Origin of the sequence: Microscilla marina ATCC 23134 (assembly GCF_000169175.1) — a bacterium.
GTDB lineage: Bacteria > Bacteroidota > Bacteroidia > Cytophagales > Microscillaceae > Microscilla > Microscilla marina.
In genome coordinates this window covers 1-17,838 of sequence record NZ_AAWS01000058.1, presented here as the reverse complement: position 1 = coordinate 17,838, position 17,838 = coordinate 1, and the positions used below count along the sequence as shown (strand labels likewise).

The 17,838-nt window shown below is 41.4% G+C and carries 16 protein-coding genes; 12 read left to right on the top strand and 4 right to left on the bottom strand.

Features of this window, described 5'->3' with window-relative positions:
* Positions 1-321: 321 nt before the first annotated feature.
* The gene (locus tag M23134_RS31975) at positions 322-951 is read left to right on the top strand and encodes a rhomboid family intramembrane serine protease (protein ID WP_002703825.1); all 630 of its coding nucleotides are present in this window, start codon (positions 322-324) and stop codon (positions 949-951) included.
* Between the two features lie 95 nt (positions 952-1,046).
* Here the strand turns inward: M23134_RS31975 and ytxJ are convergent, their stop codons facing one another.
* Positions 1,047-1,442 (bottom strand): bacillithiol system redox-active protein YtxJ, encoded by a 396-nt coding sequence (gene ytxJ, locus M23134_RS31970; protein ID WP_002703822.1) that lies wholly within the window; start codon positions 1,440-1,442, stop codon positions 1,047-1,049.
* 364 nt (positions 1,443-1,806) lie between these two features.
* On the opposite strand from ytxJ, the gene M23134_RS31965 reads away from it, so the two are divergent.
* Both M23134_RS31965 and M23134_RS31960 read left to right on the top strand, forming a co-directional pair.
* Positions 1,807-2,556 (top strand): MBL fold metallo-hydrolase, encoded by a 750-nt coding sequence (locus M23134_RS31965; protein ID WP_002703820.1) that lies wholly within the window; start codon positions 1,807-1,809, stop codon positions 2,554-2,556.
* Positions 2,557-2,646: 90 nt separating this feature from the next.
* The gene (locus tag M23134_RS31960) at positions 2,647-3,222 is read left to right on the top strand and encodes a DinB family protein (protein ID WP_002703819.1); all 576 of its coding nucleotides are present in this window, start codon (positions 2,647-2,649) and stop codon (positions 3,220-3,222) included.
* Positions 3,223-3,360: 138 nt separating this feature from the next.
* Here M23134_RS31960 and corA read toward each other — a convergent pair whose 3' ends face one another.
* Complete coding sequence (gene corA, locus M23134_RS31955; RefSeq protein WP_002703818.1) at positions 3,361-4,347, bottom strand: magnesium/cobalt transporter CorA; 987 nt, start codon at positions 4,345-4,347, stop codon at positions 3,361-3,363.
* 274 nt (positions 4,348-4,621) lie between these two features.
* Here corA and M23134_RS31950 point away from each other — a divergent pair, with 274 nt between their 5' ends.
* Both M23134_RS31950 and M23134_RS31945 read left to right on the top strand, forming a co-directional pair.
* Complete coding sequence (locus M23134_RS31950; protein ID WP_002703816.1) at positions 4,622-5,383, top strand: CDK-activating kinase assembly factor MAT1; 762 nt, start codon at positions 4,622-4,624, stop codon at positions 5,381-5,383.
* Between the two features lie 166 nt (positions 5,384-5,549).
* Complete coding sequence (locus M23134_RS31945; protein WP_045114761.1) at positions 5,550-5,900, top strand: hypothetical protein; 351 nt, start codon at positions 5,550-5,552, stop codon at positions 5,898-5,900.
* 63 nt (positions 5,901-5,963) lie between these two features.
* On the opposite strand, the gene M23134_RS31940 is transcribed toward M23134_RS31945, so the two are convergent.
* Positions 5,964-6,650, bottom strand: a complete 687-nt coding sequence (locus M23134_RS31940) for a class I SAM-dependent methyltransferase (protein ID WP_157558753.1) — start codon at positions 6,648-6,650, stop codon at positions 5,964-5,966.
* A gap of 195 nt (positions 6,651-6,845) precedes the next feature.
* On the opposite strand from M23134_RS31940, the gene M23134_RS31935 reads away from it, so the two are divergent.
* A complete protein-coding gene (locus tag M23134_RS31935) occupies positions 6,846-7,895 on the top strand; it encodes a leucine-rich repeat domain-containing protein (RefSeq protein ID WP_157558752.1) in 1,050 nt (349 codons plus the stop codon).
* A gap of 230 nt (positions 7,896-8,125) precedes the next feature.
* On the opposite strand, the gene M23134_RS31930 is transcribed toward M23134_RS31935, so the two are convergent.
* On the bottom strand, positions 8,126-8,449 hold the full coding sequence (locus M23134_RS31930; protein WP_002703808.1) for a DUF3276 family protein: 324 nt from the start codon (positions 8,447-8,449) through the stop codon (positions 8,126-8,128).
* Positions 8,450-8,907: 458 nt separating this feature from the next.
* On the opposite strand from M23134_RS31930, the gene M23134_RS39250 reads away from it, so the two are divergent.
* The 6 genes from M23134_RS39250 to M23134_RS31900 all read left to right on the top strand — a co-directional run.
* Positions 8,908-9,738: a septal ring lytic transglycosylase RlpA family protein gene (locus tag M23134_RS39250; RefSeq protein WP_082226751.1), complete on the top strand. Its 831-nt coding sequence runs from the start codon at positions 8,908-8,910 to the stop codon at positions 9,736-9,738.
* A gap of 163 nt (positions 9,739-9,901) precedes the next feature.
* Positions 9,902-10,828 (top strand): DUF58 domain-containing protein, encoded by a 927-nt coding sequence (locus tag M23134_RS31920; protein WP_002703804.1) that lies wholly within the window; start codon positions 9,902-9,904, stop codon positions 10,826-10,828.
* A 4-nt stretch (positions 10,829-10,832) separates the two neighbouring features.
* Entirely contained in the window at positions 10,833-11,774 is a 942-nt protein-coding gene (locus tag M23134_RS31915) for a CPBP family intramembrane glutamic endopeptidase (RefSeq protein WP_002703793.1), read from the top strand.
* 527 nt (positions 11,775-12,301) lie between these two features.
* A complete protein-coding gene (locus tag M23134_RS31910; protein WP_002703786.1) occupies positions 12,302-12,904 on the top strand; it encodes a penicillin-binding protein activator LpoB in 603 nt (200 codons plus the stop codon).
* Between the two features lie 71 nt (positions 12,905-12,975).
* A complete protein-coding gene (locus M23134_RS31905; RefSeq protein ID WP_232296851.1) occupies positions 12,976-14,484 on the top strand; it encodes a COG3014 family protein in 1,509 nt (502 codons plus the stop codon).
* A 647-nt stretch (positions 14,485-15,131) separates the two neighbouring features.
* Positions 15,132-17,838 (top strand): hypothetical protein (locus M23134_RS31900; protein WP_002703783.1); only part of this gene is annotated, 2,707 nt, incomplete at its 3' end.

The following is a 17,838-nucleotide window of genomic DNA, read 5'->3' as shown; positions in this document are numbered from 1 at the left end:
CCCATAGGTATAGGTACATTCATTTTTAAGAAGGTCACTTAAAGAGACAAGAAATAAACAAGAATATGCCCAGGTGCTCTACCAGAAAAGTGTTGCAAGACAACTTATGGTAGTTTTCAAGAAAAAATACTGAAGGTTTTGACCCAAAAATTTAAAACTACGTAAAAAGTATATATTTTTGAATGAAAAGCCGGGTTCAAAAACAACTTCTCTGGCAACCAAACTGTTAAACAAGTGATCAGCCAGGGTAACCTCACTTAACATTTGGCTTGAACCTTGACGTTTTTAACTCTCTGACTTTAAACAAATATAACCTACTACATGAAACTCAAAATTCAATATAACTCTCCGGTAGTACTCACTTATACTTTAATTTGTGTGGCAGTCACATTTTTTGACTGGATGATATATGGCGACTTTGCCAAAAGCGCCAATTTTCCCAATACAGTTACGGGGCAATTCTTCACACTCTACCCTAACAAAATGAGTTTTGACAGTGTGCTCTCTTATTTCAGGGTTTTTTCGCACTCTATGGGGCACGGAGGCTGGAACCATTTGCTGGGCAACTTCTCATTTATTTTGTTGATAGGGCCTATTCTCGAAGAACGCTACAAATCGGGTCCTTTGCTCGTAATGATTCTGCTCACAGCCACCATTACCGGAATATTACAAACCATCTTTTTCCGTAGCGGACTGTTGGGCGCCAGTGGGGTAGTTTTTATGATGATTTTGCTGGTTTCTTTTACCAACTTTAAGTCAGGCAGCATCCCTTTGACATTTATCCTGATTGCTATCTTATACTTGGGCAAAGAGCTTTTCAATGCCGTGAACCCTTCGCCGGGTACTCAAAACATTTCACAGTTTGCCCATATCATTGGAGGTTTGTGTGGTGGTTTGTTTGGGTATGTGATTAATCAAAAAAACATGTTGAAAGACAAACCCGAAACCTGATGATAAACCTTCCTTAGGCTCAAAAAAAACGCGTGGGCTGTTTCTATCAAGGAAACATCCACGCGCTTCAAGTTCTTTTTTACCATAAAGGCGTACTACTCAGCTTGCGCCAATTGTTTTAGATCGCCGTAGTTGATCGCCCTGTGTGAAGTATGATAAATACATTTTCCATTCTCAATCACCAAAACTTGAGGCGATTGGTGCATCACTCCAAATGTTTGCGCTACTTGGTTAGATACTCCTCTATACCGAATCAAGTCAAGGTAATAGGGCGTCAAACCTTCCATTTCGTCGGTTACCCAGGCACTTTCTAAGTCATAGAGTACATTGGCACTGATGCCACAATGAGTACTGTGCTTGAAAATAAGTACCCTGCCCTGTCTCGATGCCTCTTTTATCTTTTCTATAGTCGCCTCATCGGTCAAAACTGACCAATTGACTCCAGTAGCTTTAGAAGTTTTTTTCTTGTCTTTTTTAAATAGATTGAACATTGTGTGTTTTTTGCGTTAATGCCTTTATACTGTAGTAACAATGGCGGAGGTAAGATGATTCCATTCGTTTGGGTGTTTTGGGTAAAAATAAGGGGTTGTGAAAAACACAAGCTCTTGGTATTGGTCTACCCACTTGTTCTGTTTACATTGGTCGTGCGTTGCTAAGCTCAATCACTTGGGGCTATTTTTGGGCTTGCCTTCATTAGGGCAACTGTAAAGCTACCCTCCCCCGTTTTCGGAAAAAGTACACACATGCACAATGTTTTATAACAATAAATTATGTTAAGTAATTATTTGCCTTAGAAACAAAAACACTACACAAACAGACAAGGTTAACCAAATACTACTTTAAACTTTACAAAAAATGAAAAAATTATACCCCTTCTTATTTTTCTTCTTGGGTTGGGCAACTCTGGGGCAAGCACAAAGCGACCAAATCAAAGCCAAAAAAGGCAACATCACTGTTCACCCGGTGTTACACGCGGCAATGGTGCTGCAATGGAACGGTAAAACCATTTATGTAGACCCCTACGGTGGGGCAGCACGCTACAAGGCTTACCCTGCCCCCAACCTGGTGTTGATTACTGACATTCATGGCGACCACCTGCACAAAAAAACGTTGGATGCACTCGACTTAAGCAAGGCTACCCTGGTGGTGCCTAAAGCGGTAAAGGCAAAAATGGGTGAGCTCAAAGCGCAACAAGTGGCTACCCTGGCAAATGGCAAAAAAATGAAGACAATGGGTATTAAAATTAAGGCAATACCGATGTATAACTTGCCTGAAACCGCCAAAACCCGCCACCCTAAAGGACGAGGCAATGGCTATGTACTTACCATGGGGGGCAAACGCCTGTACATTTCAGGTGATACCGAAGATATTAAAGAAATGCGGGCACTCAAAGGCATAGATGTGGCTTTTGTATGCATGAACCTCCCCTATACTATGACTGTAGACAGTGCCGCAAGCGCAGTGCTCGATTTTAAACCTGACATTGTATATCCTTTTCACTTTAGGGGCAAAGGAGGCTTTAGTGATGTCAACAAGTTCAAGCAAATAGTAAACAAAGGCAACCCCAACATAGAGGTGCGTCTACGAGACTGGTACAAAAAATAAAGTATTACGGGAGGTTCTTGATCTACATCAAGTGAGATATGAAGGGCTTCACTTACTTTTGTATCATTCAACAAACAAAACTTTATACTTATGAAAATAAACTGCGCACAATTGCTTGCCCAGGTAAAAAAAGACAGCCAGGAAATGATACAGGTTGCTCAAGACAGTTTTGGCACGCTCAACGAAGATACATTGTATTGGAAACCTGCCCCCAATAAATGGAGTGTAGGCGAGTGTCTTGAACATTTGAACATTACTTTTAGAAGTTATATGCCCAAAATCACTACGGGTATCGATAAAGGCATTGCCAAGAGCTGGGCACCCACCACCGATTTTCAACCGGGTTGGATAGGAAAAAAGTTTACCAACTCGTTTCGGCTAGACGAGTCGGGGCAACCCAAGCGCCGGGTAAAAACTTTTAAAAGCCTTGACTCAAGCAAACTCCCTGAACGCAACCCTAAAGTACGTGAGGAATTTATAATCCATGTAAAAAACTTCATTGAACAAACCGACCGGGCAGCTCAGGTTAATTTGCAAAAAGTAAGGGTAACCTCGGTTATTGGCGCGGTTTTACGGTTCAAGCTGGGCGATGCATTGCAGTTTATCACAGTACATAACCAACGCCACCTCATGCAAGCCCAAAAGGTATTGGAGGCAAGGGGGTAGTTGGAAGCCCCGACAGGGGCAAGTCCTTAGATGCCGATGCATATCGGTGCTTTAAGCAACAAGTCGCAAGTCCTTAGATGCTGTGAGGACTCCAGACTAATCACTTGTACCTTGCCGCTTAAAGCTTGAGGCTATAGACTAAACCCACTTACGCTTTCTCATATAAAAATACATACCCAAACCACAGCTCAACATCACCACAATGGCTACTGGATAAGCCCAAGGGTAGTTCAGTTCGGGCATGTGCTTAAAGTTCATCCCATAAAACCCCGCAATAAAACTCATGGGGATAAAAATGGTGGTAATCAAAGTCAGGGTTTTCATAATCTTGTTCATGTTTTGGCTCAACCCCGAAATATATAAATCCATAAAATGAGCCAGTATGTCTTTAAAGTTTTGGTAGGTATGCTCCATCTCCAGCACTTGTTCGTGCAAATGCCTGAAAAAAACCAGGTTCTTTTTATCAACCAACAACAAGTCATCTTGCTTGAGGCGGTTTGCCAAATCCTTTACCGGAAACAGTATTTTTCTGAATTTACTCAACTCTTTTTTAAAGAAAACAATTTCTTTGACCGATTCTTCGTCTACATCAAGAATAAGGCTCTCTTCCATCTCTTCCAGGTCTTCTCTAAACTCCTCCAGTACTTGTTCATTGTGGTTGAGCACGGCTTGCATCAACAAGTACAATAAATAGTCAGCGCCTTTTTTTCTTACCCTGCCCAAGCCTTGAACAATACGGTCGATGATAGGCTGAAAAACTGTAGATGGCTGTCGGTGAAAGCTGAGTAAATAGTTTTTGCCAAAAACCAGGCTAATGTTATGAGGTTGGAAACGCTTCAATTCAACATCGTAGGCAAACATAGGCAATATCACCAAGGTATAATTCTCAAAAAATTCCAGCTTAGGCATAATTTCTATATCGTGAATATCTTCGTGGGTAAGACTATGCAAACCAAAGTGCTCTGATACAGGACGAAGTTGTTCTATTGCGTCCAGTCCAACAATATCTACCCAGTTCACTTGACCTTCGATCAACTGAGAGGCTACCAGGCTTGCTTCTAAAGCTGGGGTATACTTTTGGTTTTGCTGATTGTAGCTAATAAGTTGTATATGTGGATCATTCATTGTTGCTTGTCTTTAAAGTTCATCAGAGGGCAAAATAACGTTGAGTTAATTGCAGGTATTCTTAATACTCACCGTACTAAGGAATGGTGTCAAAATAAAAGGCTCGAAAGGTAATTAATTTCGCGTTGGCTTTGTTTACCCAAGTCCGTAATTTATTCATTTTTCACGAAAAATCGTTTCCAAAAGGGGCTGGTACTATTACGGCTTATTTGTTAGCAAAATTCACCAATAATCGGTAGATTAGAATCACAACCAAACCTAGGTGAATTAGTTTATGAAACATATAGGCAAAATATTGAGTGCGGCAATCATTGTGGGCGTTGTAGCACTGGTTATTTACAGCTTGCTGCATTGGCTGTCTACTCCTCCGGGCAGCTTTATTGACTGGGCTATAGGCATTGGGGCGGCTATGTGGTTGGTAGTGATTGTAACTGTACCCTGGAACCTGCACTTTGAGGCAAAAACAGTGCTTCAGGAAGCACGCCGATCTAAAGAGCGTAACATTGAAGTAGACGATCAAGAGCTAAGCTATGCGCGCAAAGTAGAGCGCCGTTCGCTATGGCTTGCCATTGGCTTGCACCTGGTGTCGGCTATAGCCTTGTATGCTTTGTCCTATTTTAAAATAAGTATTGTAGGATATTTTGGCGCTGGAGCTACTTTACTTTTCACCTTGCTACGCCCCGCCATTCGAGCATATGAATACATCTCTGAACGGCTGTCGAGCTTGCGGCACGAGGTATCTTATCCACGCGAAGACGTGTATACCCTTCGAAACGATGTAGACGTACTCAAAGTAAACTTTCAGCAATTTAAGGAGGACAACGAGCAGTATCAAAAAAGCCAAAACCAGCAATTAACCCAAATTTCTGCGCTTTTGGAAGCACTGGAACAAGCGCTAAAAGTGCTCAATACCGACAACGAACAGGCGCACAAGCGTTTGTCTGAAGAAACGCGCCACGCTGTAGCTCAGCTCAACGAGGATGGTAAGTTTATAGACAATATTGTAGAGATTATACGATTTATCAAGAAAGTTTAAAACCAGTCATATTCGATATTGCCCTACAATACAGACTCGTAAAGCCAAAGCGTAGTTTGAGGCAGTAAAACCGACTCTTGGCGAACTTGCCCAAAAATCAGATGAGCAAACTACTTACCTTTGCAAGGTAACATTTATCTATACACTCACACCTTTAACAAATATTATGAAAAAATTTATCTGTATCCTCGCGTGTGTTGCCCTTTGCTTTTGTGGTACTCAGTCTTACGCTCAAATGACCAAAGCTGATACTCAAACTATTCTAAGTAAAGTAAACTTGTCGGGCATCAAGCACCTCACCATTATGAAAGCATACGGCAATGCCAAAGCTTCTCAAAACTTCTTTTCTATCAAGCCAAGCAGTGCCAAGTTTACCTATTTATCATCATCGCTACAAATTACAGGCAACGATTCCCGTGGCAATGGTACCGAGTATACGCTCACCATTCCTTATGCCAATATCAGGTGTATCTTGTATAACAAAACCTGGATTTTACAAATTCACATGAAACAGTAGCCTATAAAAATAAAGGGGAATTCTACAGTTGTAGTACTCCCCTTGCTTGGTTTTGTATTAGTCCTATTTTTGCACGGTAACTACCGTAAAATCACGTTCATTCAGTCCTTCTATTTTGCTATTTATCTGCTCATATTGATCTACCACATTCACCACACGAAACCTTTCTTTTTCAAGTAACTCTGTCACTGTATCAGTATCGTACAATGCAAACTCATACTTGGTAAAAGGCAGACTTTCCATAGAGCTTTTTTGCGCAAATGCAATGCTCAAGCTTCCCTGAGGCTTTAACACCCGATAAAGCTCTCGCACCAATTGGGCAGGCTGCTGCCAAAAATAAATGGTATTTACCGTAATAATTTTATCGAAAGTAGCCACATCATACGGAATGTTCGTTCCATCGTACAACGAAAACTTAGCCTTTTGAACCTCTACAAACTCCTTATTGAGCTTTTGTGCCTGCTCATACATCGTCTCTGACACGTCTAACCCATGATAAGTTACTCCTTGTGCCTTAGCTAATATTTGCTCCAAATGAGCCGCATTGCCATGCCCTAATTCTAACACTACCTGATTGGAGAGTATTTGAGCAGCTTCTAACGCCTTCTGTGTCATGCTAATATTGGTTTGGTGCATTTTATTGCCCACTTCAATTCCACTGGTTCCGCTTGGGCAACTCAACTGGTTGGCTAAGCTTGCTAAATCTTTTTGGGTAAATTCTTTCATCATCCCTTTATTTTTGTTGGTCATGGTAATTTTATTACCCTTGCAACCCTGCTTGTTAGGTTTTAGTTCCAGGTGTTTTAACAAAATTTTAGTGATACTATGTTTTCGTTCTCATACATGCCAATATCTCTACAGCGCCCAAGAAGTTGCAACAATTGTTGCCAAAGCTTCAAATATTTCAATTAATTTAAGGCTCAGATTTGTTATAATATGATGGATATGCAGGAAAATGAGCAGAAACTCGTAAAACTATTGCAAGATGATGACAAGCAAAATGTGGCGCTTGCTTTTCAGATATGTGTGGGGCTTAAAGGACAATATAGCCAACAAGTACAACAAGCCTTGCACCAACACCCAATGTTGTGCATCAGACATGGCATAGAGCAAGCCCATACTCAAAGTATTACTCGCCTAAGTGTATACCCCAACAATGTGGCATACTATGTCAAAGACAGTCGCCTCAAGGTCATTGACTACCAACCAGTAGCAAGCTATCCTCATCAAGAGGGGCTTCCGCCCGAAATATGGCAAATGACTCAATTAACCGCGCTTGACCTCAGTCACAACGACTTACAGGTATTGCCCGAAGAAATACTACAGCTCAAAAACTTACGTTTGCTCTGTCTCAGGAGCAACCCTAACTTAGACTTGAAAGATGCCTTTAGAAAAATGAAAAAAATGCAGTCATTGCGTAGCCTGGAGCTCTCACACATCAACTATAAAAATCTACCTATAGAAATACAACAACTCAGGCACATCAAGCAACTTGGCATTAACTTTAGTCATTTTATGGATGAAAAAGACACGCTCAAAAAAATAAGTCACCTTGCCAAACTCGAAAGTTTATACCTCCACTCCTGCTCGTTGTTCGATTTGCCCAAAGAGATTACCCTGCTTAAAAGTCTCCATACCTTGTCGCTCGAAAACAATGAGCTTGACGAGTTTCCGGTAGAGCTCACCCAACTGCCCCAGCTAAAGAGGCTATCGCTCCGAGACAATCAACTCACCGAATTGCCTGATCGTATTGGGACACTCAAAAATCTGGAGGTGTTGTGTGTAGAAAACAATGCACTTGGGTACATTTCGGGGCAAGTAGGGCAACTCACCCAATTGAAGGAAATTTATTTGGCGGGAAATCAACTCACAGAGCTTCCGCCAGAGATAGATCAACTTGAGCAGTTGCAGGTAATAGATATCAATATAAACCCAGTGGCAAAGCAAAGATCAGATTTGGCGCATAAACACAAGGGCACAAAAAAACTCCTGTAATTTTGGCAATTACGGGAGTTTTTTCTGTTAAGTGATCTGGAAAAAATAAGATGTGCCAATTTAAGAAAATATATTGTTCTCAGACGATTCAAAAAAAACGGTGCATAGCCAAAGCTATGAGGCTTTTTTTTTGAGAAGAATGAGGGCAATAGATACACTTTAATGGCTCAAATTATTTATGAAAGATCACTAAAGACTAAATGGATACTTACATTGGTATAGTAAATATGTTAGTCCCAACTCAACTTTTCTTCGTCGCTTGAATTGTCATCAAACTGCGAAAAATCAACGTCAGGTAGAAGATCAGTTTTCACATACTCGACTGATTCCTTCAACGCCTCAACAAATTTGTTGAAATCTTCTTTGTATAGAAAAATTTTGTGCTTTTCATAGGTATAACTACCATTGTCACGATACCTTCTTTTGCTCTCTGTAATGGTAAGGTAGTAATCGTTGGAACGAGTAGATTTGACATCAAAGAAATAAGTCCTTTTCCCCGCTCTTACTCTTTTTGAATAAATTTCGTCTCTTTCTTTTTCTTTCTTATCTTCCACTTTGTCTAAATTTTAAAGTTGAATGTTAAGTAAAGTTATAATATTATTCTTTCTAACAAAAACGTTTTGAATAATAAATTAACATTTTATATTGATGATTCAAATAAATATAGAGTTATCATATTAAAATATTTTTGCCCAAGTAACAAAAGTGACGAGCAAAAAATATTTTTTCGTTTTAGAGATCATTTCCTTCTCAGCAATCTATTTAAAACATTTCACCTATTTTTATCAAATATGTTTTCTATTTTTGTAAGGGATAAGTCAATCATTCATTTTGTACTACCTAGGGCTTAGCCGGGAGCTAATTGGTTCTACTACAGTAGGTTATATAGGTTAAAGATTTATTAGGCAAAATTTGTGACTGACTTTGAGTATATTTACCCTCACAAAGTTCTAAAAACTCAAAAAGCACTGATCACTTTTCAAACTCGTTTTGAAGAGAATAATTAAAAACTATGTATAATCAAACAAACAAAAGATGGCATAGCCGCTATGATGCAACTGCGATAAAAAATACCTTATGCTTCGTTTTTGTATCGATGTATGTTTTTGGTGGTTTCTCAAAATTATACGCTCAGAAAAACTTTATCCAACGGGGCATTGCTTCTTATTATACCGACCGCTTCGATGGCCGAAAAACAGCCAGCGGCGAAATATTTGACAACCGTGAACTAGTGGGCTCTCACAAAAAACTGCCTTTCAATACAATGGTCAAAGTAACCAACCTTGCCAATAAAAGATCGGTGGTTGTACGCATCAACGACCGGGGACCTTATGCCCATGGGCGCATCATAGATGTATCCAAGTCTGCCGCCAACCTGATTGGTTTATACGCTACTGGTACCGCCAAAGTGCTCATACAGGCTGTGGGTAGAGACGGTGTAGTGACCAAAGAAACCCCTAAAAAAATAACCCCTATCCCAGCAAAGAAAATTACGACCATTGTCAATACCAACTCAAAAACCACCAGGGCTTCGGTCGAAAAAGATTTTAAAATTGGCAAAACTTACGATGCGGTTGGATTTGAAAAAACCCCCCACGGTTATGGAGTACAAGTGGCTTACTTTACCACTTTGGCAAGTGCCAAAAAACAATGCAGCGAGGTAACAGGTGCCACCAACATACAAGAGGTATTTATACAAGTGGGGTGGGACAATAAAAAACAGCGCAAGATTTATCGCGTAATGGTAGGCTCATTTGCCAACAAAAGTGCGTCTTCGCTTACCCAAAGACAGCTCAGGCGAGGTGGGTTTAAGGGCTTTTTGGCGCGTCACCACCTAAAATAACCATATTACTTTTTTAATTGAGTATTGGAAAATGCCCTAAATACCATCAGCCTTTAGGGGTTTTGTAGTCATTGCCTGTCTACAACATTACTGGTTTTCAGGTTTAAAAACTGAACATTAACTGTTGATTTTCTATCTTTAAAAAACAAACCATCACACATATATGTCAAAACAGCAAGTGATTACTGGCAACAACCTGGGCAGTATCAAAGAATTTGGTAACATAGAGTTTTTGGCTCGCCAAATGGTAGAAGGTTTTATTACTGGTTTGCACCGATCGCCTTTTCACGGCTTTTCGGTAGAGTTTGCCGAGCACCGCCTGTACAATTCGGGCGAAAGCACCCGCCATATAGACTGGAAGGTATTTGCCAAAACCGATCGTTTGTATACCAAGCGCTACGAAGAAGAAACCAACTTACGCTGTCAGTTGCTGATTGATGTATCGCCTTCGATGTATTACCCTGCCGAAAACAATGGAAAAATCACTTTTAGCATTATGGCAGCAGCAGCAGTGGCTTATATGCTACAAAAACAACGCGACGCGGTGAGCTTGGGTACTTTTTCGGACGACATAGAGGAGCATACCCAAACCAAGTCTACCCCTTCGCATATTCACAAGATATTTACTCTGCTAGAGAATTTGTTGCACCGCGAAAAAACCGAAACCAAAACCTCGGTAGCGGATGTATTGCACAAGATTGCCGATAAAATAGGGCGCCGTGCCCTGGTCATCATTTTTAGCGATATGTTTGACAACTCTGAACAGGCAGATCAACTCTTTTCGGCACTGCAGCACCTCAAACACAACCGCCACGAGGTAGTGCTGTTTCATGTAACTGATAAAAAAACCGAACAAGAATTTGACTTTGACGACCGCCCACACGAGTTTATCGACCTCGAAACCGGGCAAAAAGTAAAGCTGCAACCTTCACAGATCAAAGATCACTATAAAAAACACGTGGCAACCTTCAAGCACGACTTAAAGCTCAAGTGTGGTCAGTACAAAATTGATTTTATCGAGGCAGACATTGCCGAGGGATTCGAGCAAATCCTACAAACATATTTGGTGAAAAGAAGCAAGATGAGATAAGGGCTTGAAGACGATTTTTAAATACCTGCGCACCCACTACCAAAACCATTTTCAGTGGAAGCTTTACCTGTACTTTGCGTTATTGATGGTAGGCTGTTTTTATGTAAACTATACATTCAATTTTGAAACTAAATACATCAATCCACCAGGGCGTTCGCATTGGTTGCGAATGCTGTCTTATGCCTTGTTTTATGGGGCGGCTTATTTTGCCATTGCCGTGCCTCAGGCATTGCTGAGCAAAACCAACTACTTGCGTCAGCGCGAATTTTGGCTGCGGAGTTTGTTCTTTTTGGGCATACTCAGCATTATGGCGGGTTTTTGGTTTTACCGCGACTGGATCAAGGCTTGGGTACAAGACTACAACTCACGCCGCTTTTTGTTTTCTTTGGGTAGCAACCTCAAAAGCCTGTGGACCATTTTTATTCCGCTTATTTTGTTCAAAAGGTGGAAAGACAAACAAGATAATTCGCTCTATGGGCTTACTACCAAAGGTTTTGTAGCGAAGCCCTACTTGTTGATGCTTGCTTTTATGTTGCCTTTATTGATTTGGGCGTCGTTTCAATCAGGTTTTTTGAGTGCATATCCAGCGTTTAAGCCCTGGAAACGCCCTCCGGTTTTTGGGCTGACGAGTTGGCAAATGTTTGGGATTTTTGAGCTTACTTATAGCTGGGATTTTATCAATACTGAGCTTATTTTTAGAGGGGCGCTTATTATAGGTATGGCACGGGTAATGAAGGAACACAGTATTTTGCCTATGGTAGCTGTGTATGCTTTGTTGCACTTCGAAAAACCTATGGCTGAGGCAATTGGTTCTATATTTGGCGGCTACATTCTGGGCGTCATTGCCCTGTATTCGCGCAGTATTTTTGGGGGCATTATCATTCACCTGGGGGTGGCTTTATTGATGGATGCGCTGGCGATTGGGCAGTATTTTATGATTCAATAGTCGATAGCGTTCAGTCAATAGCTTCTACCGCCTCAAGTCCTTAGATGCCGATGCATATCGGTGCTTTTAGCGACAAGTCCTTAGATACCGATACATATCGGTGCTTCAAGTTTGAGGCTGCTCTACAAGCAACTTACCGATTTTATAGGACGTTGATTTTTAGCGGTTTATAAAATCGGTAGATGGAAGTCGATAGCTGTTTCCTGACGAATCTAAAAAGTTTCCGAAATAATAAGTTGATTACTAAATGTGTGTAAAAACTGCCAATTTCTAACTAATAAATAAGTCATTAAAAATGAGTGTATTATGAATTTATTAGCTACCTATAGAACAGGGTGTACCTAACACCTAGTCCCTTCAGTAAACCAAAGCTATTGGAATACTGACTACCAACTACTCTTGGTATAAAAAATATTTTAATTAGTATAAATGCGTCAACTTATTGGGTGACAACGTAGTTAACCAAGTAAGTTTTGTAACGACAAAAGTCTTTTTAAAAACATAAATTCCTAAATTTTAGAGTAACCATGACAATACGCCATTTTATAACTTCTGCATCTTTTGTATTTGTTTTTGCCTTTGTTTTTTTAGCAAGTTGTACCACCAGCCAACGAGTAACCCGCATAGACCCCAACAAAACTACCGACTTAAGCGGGCGCTGGAACGATACCGACTCGCGTTTGGTGGCCGAAGCTATGTCGAGCGATGCATTGGCTGCGGCCTGGCTCACTCAATTTGCTACCAGCAAAAACAAAAAACCTGTAGTGATTGTAGGCATGATCAAGAATAAAAGCCACGAACACATCCAATCCGAAACTTTTATCAAAGACATGGAGCGTCAATTTATCAAGTCGGGCGCTATCAGAATCGTACAAAACAGTGCTTTTAGAGAAAAAATAAGAGAAGAACGCGCTGACCAACAAGAGTTTGCCTCACCGTCTACTCAAAAGAAATGGGGAAAAGAATTAGGCGCCGATTTTATGGTGTTTGGCAACATCAACTCTATTGTTGATCAGGAAGGTCGTAGGAAGGTAGTGTACTATCAGATAAACCTGGAACTTGCCAACATTGAAACCAACGAACTGGTGTGGATTGGCGAAAAGAAAATCAAAAAATATATCACAAATTAGCGATAAGCTATTAGTGACAAGCAACAAGTTGATGAGTAATGACAATAGGGTTATTACTCATTTTTTATACCATGCAACTCTACACTCGTGAGTTGCATCTTGTGAATATACGCCAAGCATATAACCAATACTCAAACACCACCATGAAACTCTTGCAAATATACTGTCAATCGATCAAGCCTTTACTGTGGCTGGTAGTGGTAAGCCTGGGCTTAAGTTCGTGCATGTCTTATTACCAAACCCGGTATGCCTTCCACAAAAACTTTGAAAATGGCAATTTGCCTGCTGCCGAACAAGCCCTGTTAAAAGACAAAAAAGGTCCTCGCCGAAACACCAAATTGTTGTACTACCTCAACCTGGGCACGGTTAACTCTATTATGGGAAACTATGCCCGAAGCAATGAATATTTTGAACAAGCCCACCGCATTGGCGAAAACTACCGGGTAAATTACCTCAAAGAAGCGGCTTCTTTTTTGGTAAACCCGATGGTGACCGAATACAAAGGAGAAGATTTTGAACTCTTGATGATTCATTATTACAAAGCACTTAATTTTTTGAAAATGGGCGACAAAGAAGCCGCTTTGGTAGAGTGCAAACGAATGAATATAAAATTGAATGCCTTGGGTACCAAATACAAAAATATAGAAGGCAAATATCATAAAGATGCTTTTGTGCACAATCTAATGGGCATCATCTATGAGGCAAACCACGACTACAACAATGCTTTTATTGCTTACCGCAATGCGGTAAATATATACCAGGGTACTTATAAGAAAATGTTTGGGTTGGGGGTGCCTGATCAGCTCAAAAAAGACATTATACGGGCAGCCCACCTTACTGGGTTTAAAGAAGAAAAAGCACGTTATGAAGAAATGTTTGGGCAAAGATACCAGCCTTTACCCAAGGGTGGTGGCGACCTGGTGTTTTTTTGGCACAATGGCCTAGGCCCTATCAAAGCAGAGTGGTCGATCAACTTCAATATTTTGCGGGGCGAAGGAGGAAATGTTACTTTTAAGAATGATCAATATGGATGGAGCTTTCCTTTTTTTGTAGACAATGACCGCTACCAAAACAGTGGGCTAGAGCAAATGGAGTTTATCAGGGTTACTTTTCCCAAATATATTCTAAGATCTCCCCTGTATCAGGGAGCCACCTTACACTGGAACAATCAAACCTTTTCGCTTGAGCAAGCCGAAAATGTGAGTAAACTTGCCTTGAAAAGCCTGGAACAGCGCATGCTATACGAGGTGGGCAAATCGTTGCTAAGGTTGGCGCTCAAAAAAGGAAGTGAGTATGCCTTGCGTCATCAAGATAAAAACGCGGGTGCTGCTATCTTGAGTGCCTTCAATGCGGTGACCGAAAAAGCAGATACCCGCGCCTGGCAATCGGTGCCCCATAGTATTTATTATACCCGAATACACTTGCCCGAAGGTAAACAATCGATAAAGTTTACGCCTCAATCGAGTAGCCAAAGCAAGGCATATAATTTTAGTTTTGACATCAAACGGGGACAAACCTATTTTCATACTTTCCACTCGCTCGACACGCAACCAGGTGGTATGGCTTCGGGGGTGAGGTAGTTTTGTTTGGTGGTTTGATGGTTCGCAAACTGTTTTTTTCTGTCGTTCCGAGTCCTAATTAACTGCATTGAGCTCACTACGGTCGGTTTCTTGACTCCAAGAAACATAAATCGAGATGACAATGCGAAACACGGATTATGTGTCATTTTGGACGCAGGTGAAAAATCTGTTGGTATTTTTACTCCCTGGATACGCTTACTACCCTAGTACACTTGCTCTTAAATAGGTAAATAGAGTATTTAAGTGTGTTTTGTTTTCTGATGAATTTTAAAAATTGAGCATAGCCAAAGCTACGTGATATTTTTGAAGTGAAATCAGGGGGCAAAAAACACAAAATAGACTTTACAAATTTAGGAGCTGGTGTACTAGCTCTTTTAAGTCTTCCTTTAGTAGACTTGAACGTTTGTATAAGTACAAATATTGAGACTTGTTTTCGCAGCAAAAATAGTTCACAACCTAAAGGAAAGCCAATCTTGTAAAAATCTCAGCTTTTTTAAGTCTACTGTTGGCTTACGTAGACAATTCAACTTAACACGCGCTTTATTTTGCAAAAATAAAACTATGCATCTTTAATGGTATTATTTCTTGAAAACACAAAATAAACCCTAACTTGAAGGCATCTTCAATTTTACCAACCCCTGGCAAACATGGATAAAACTAAAGATGTTGCAAGAAACACTCCTACGTCAAAAAGCAATGTTGACCCACCCAAGGTGTTTGCCTCGCAAGTAAGCAGGCTTGCCTCAGCTGATGGCAGCAAACCCAGGCTGCTTTCTACCCCCAACTATCAATTCCCCACCAATGAAGAGGGACGGGCGGTATTGACCCGCAGAGGGGAAAAGCCTATGCCATTGCTGCTCAAACGGCGTGAAGACCCCTTTGGCGCGCTTTCATCTAAGGTTTTGGTAAGAAGAACGCCCACCAAGCCTCACCATAAGACCATTTCCCTAATTAAAGCGCATACTGTAGACGAGTTTGCTTTGATACTGCTCAATTACTTAAAAAACACCCCTCAGGCTTTATCATTTGCTCAACTCAAAGCAATTGTGTTGAGTTTCAAGCAAGAATTTGGGCAGTTTTTGGGGGTGGGCGAAGAGGGAAGCGCAAAAGTTGGAAGCAAAGAGGAAGGTGTTTGGGACTTTTTGGCACACCTGGAGAAACAACGCAATAATTATGGGGCTCATCGTTTTGACAACCGCAAAACCAATCAATTGCTGCATGGTATTTTACAAGCTTTACAGCTACTGACTTCTCAGAAGTTGGTACAACAAGACCCTGAGCTAAAGTTGGGTGCCAATCGCTTGATAGCGTACATTGTGCACTATCAAAACCGGGAAGGGGATCCGTTTGTGGCAGCCCAAAACATCATTGATTTGATTGTGGCTGGAAAGATAGCCCAGGTAAACCAACCGAGTTTGGTAAAAACACTGGGGGATATTCGGCATGCCATGAAGCAATACCTTGAAGGCAACTTAAAGGTACCTTTGCTGCGGATGCTGGACAAGCAAACCCAGAATAGCGGGGGGACAAACACCGCCCCAGACCATCGGCAAACCAATGCTTTTATGCACAAGCTCAAAAGAGGGCTTGCCACTATACAGGGGGCTTATAAAGGCAAACAACCTTTTGTAGCTCAACTGACGACTGAGGTGTTGGGTTTGATCAATCGGTATGAACACCGTGACCTAACACCGAAGAAAGAAATAAAAATAGAAAAAGAGGAGAGAATCGTTGATCCGGTAACCACCCAATATGCCTCCGAGACCAACTACGCGATGTATCAGGTCATTGGCGAGTTGATTGACAACCCAAAGTACCGGAAGATTTTTGAGCTACCCACCAAACTCCAGGATAAACGCCTTAAGGTGATCATAGAGGAGATAAGAAAAAAGCACAACTATCAGTCTATTTTAGATGTAAATGGCAAGGTAAACTTTGACTATGATGCCCGACAAGAAGTTTTGCGAAGGTTTAGCGAATGGACTTTGCGTAAAAAAGGCAAATCGCTGGAAAAGCAATTATTTAAATCGCGGGAAGACGCTTTTAATGCTGCCAAAGCAGAGGCAAAAACTATATTGACCAAAACTGATAAGGTAGTGTGGCAAGCCAATGATCAACTGATGGCGCTTTATCACCAAGGGGTCGTAGGTTTGATCCAGCGAAGAATGTTGAGTCTGGAAAAGCTATTGGGCAAAACCAATTGGAAACAATTGTTTAAAGAAGCAGGTTTGTATGCTTTGCTTGATAAAATAAACTTTCAGGAGGGAGTCATTTATGGCGCCCGAAACGAACACTACCAACCTATATATGACTATGTGAATGGTCATAGGATTGACTTGCCCCAGGGGGCCACCGGGGGTCAAAGCAACGGCAGTGTTCCCACTAAAGTTTTTAAAACCAAGCTCAAAGACATGGTCACTGACTATTATTTGCGCTATAGATATACCAAACAAAGGCTCAAAAAGTCAACCGAGGCGCTCTATGCCGTTCAGTACAAAAACAGTAAAATTAGCCTACGCTACGGCGAAAGGCACGACGAAAGTGCAGAAAGAGGCTTGGTGAAATATGATAAACAGCTGTTATCAGACGCAAAAAAGGCTTTTAGGGCGGTAGCAAGAACTTATTTTCTGAACGAAGACTTTGCCAGCAGCGAACGCACTGGTTTTGCGAATTCGTTGATAGAGGGGCTCGCCGAAAGTACTTTTTGGACAAACTATAGCACCAATACTGATTTTGCGCAGTCGATGGCGCAAAACATGCAATATGAGGGCTTGGCACTGACCAAAAAACAGCTAAGCCGTGCTAAGCAAAGCCTTACTGAACAAATAGGCACAGGCATTGGCACGAGTATTCCGGTGATGCTTGAGATTATGGCTACTACTCTGATCACCGAGGGGGTAGGTACTTTGCCCGCCATTGCCAGGGCAGGCAATGCTTTGGTAAAAACCCTTCGTTTGGGTGAACGCACTACCCGCGTACTTAGGGCAGCATTGGTCAATAGCATTGCTTTTAAACTGGCGGGGCAAAGCGAATACTCGGGGCTGGGCGAGGGTATTATTCAGGGTTTGGTAGGGGGCAGGCTGCCATTGCTCAAGCTGCTCAACAAGCCAGCCCATAAAATAGTGATCAATAGTTTTATCAACAACATAGCCATTCGTTATGGGGCACACGTAGCCACCGAAACCACTCAGGAGTATGCAGGTGACCTGATGGACAACCTCATGAAAGACGGCACTTTTGCCAGTGCCCTGCGCAAAACATTTGGTGCCAACCTGGACCAGGCAGGAGAAAAGCTGGTGGTAACCGCTGCCATCTGTGCTTTTTTTGGCAGCGCGGGATCTGTCAAGGGTTTTG

Bases quoted from the DNA above. Each gene is read 5' to 3' on its own strand.
- M23134_RS31975 (WP_002703825.1), top strand. From the start codon at position 322: ATGAAACTCAAAATTCAATATAACTCTCCGGTAGTACTCACTTATACT.
- ytxJ (WP_002703822.1), bottom strand. From the start codon at position 1,442: ATGTTCAATCTATTTAAAAAAGACAAGAAAAAAACTTCTAAAGCTACT.
- M23134_RS31965 (WP_002703820.1), top strand. From the start codon at position 1,807: ATGAAAAAATTATACCCCTTCTTATTTTTCTTCTTGGGTTGGGCAACT.
- M23134_RS31960 (WP_002703819.1), top strand. From the start codon at position 2,647: ATGAAAATAAACTGCGCACAATTGCTTGCCCAGGTAAAAAAAGACAGC.
- corA (WP_002703818.1), bottom strand. From the start codon at position 4,347: ATGAATGATCCACATATACAACTTATTAGCTACAATCAGCAAAACCAA.
- M23134_RS31950 (WP_002703816.1), top strand. From the start codon at position 4,622: ATGAAACATATAGGCAAAATATTGAGTGCGGCAATCATTGTGGGCGTT.
- M23134_RS31945 (WP_045114761.1), top strand. From the start codon at position 5,550: ATGAAAAAATTTATCTGTATCCTCGCGTGTGTTGCCCTTTGCTTTTGT.
- M23134_RS31940 (WP_157558753.1), bottom strand. From the start codon at position 6,650: ATGACCAACAAAAATAAAGGGATGATGAAAGAATTTACCCAAAAAGAT.
- M23134_RS31935 (WP_157558752.1), top strand. From the start codon at position 6,846: ATGCAGGAAAATGAGCAGAAACTCGTAAAACTATTGCAAGATGATGAC.
- M23134_RS39250 (WP_082226751.1), top strand. From the start codon at position 8,908: ATGTATAATCAAACAAACAAAAGATGGCATAGCCGCTATGATGCAACT.
- M23134_RS31920 (WP_002703804.1), top strand. From the start codon at position 9,902: ATGTCAAAACAGCAAGTGATTACTGGCAACAACCTGGGCAGTATCAAA.
- M23134_RS31910 (WP_002703786.1), top strand. From the start codon at position 12,302: ATGACAATACGCCATTTTATAACTTCTGCATCTTTTGTATTTGTTTTT.
- M23134_RS31905 (WP_232296851.1), top strand. From the start codon at position 12,976: ATGCAACTCTACACTCGTGAGTTGCATCTTGTGAATATACGCCAAGCA.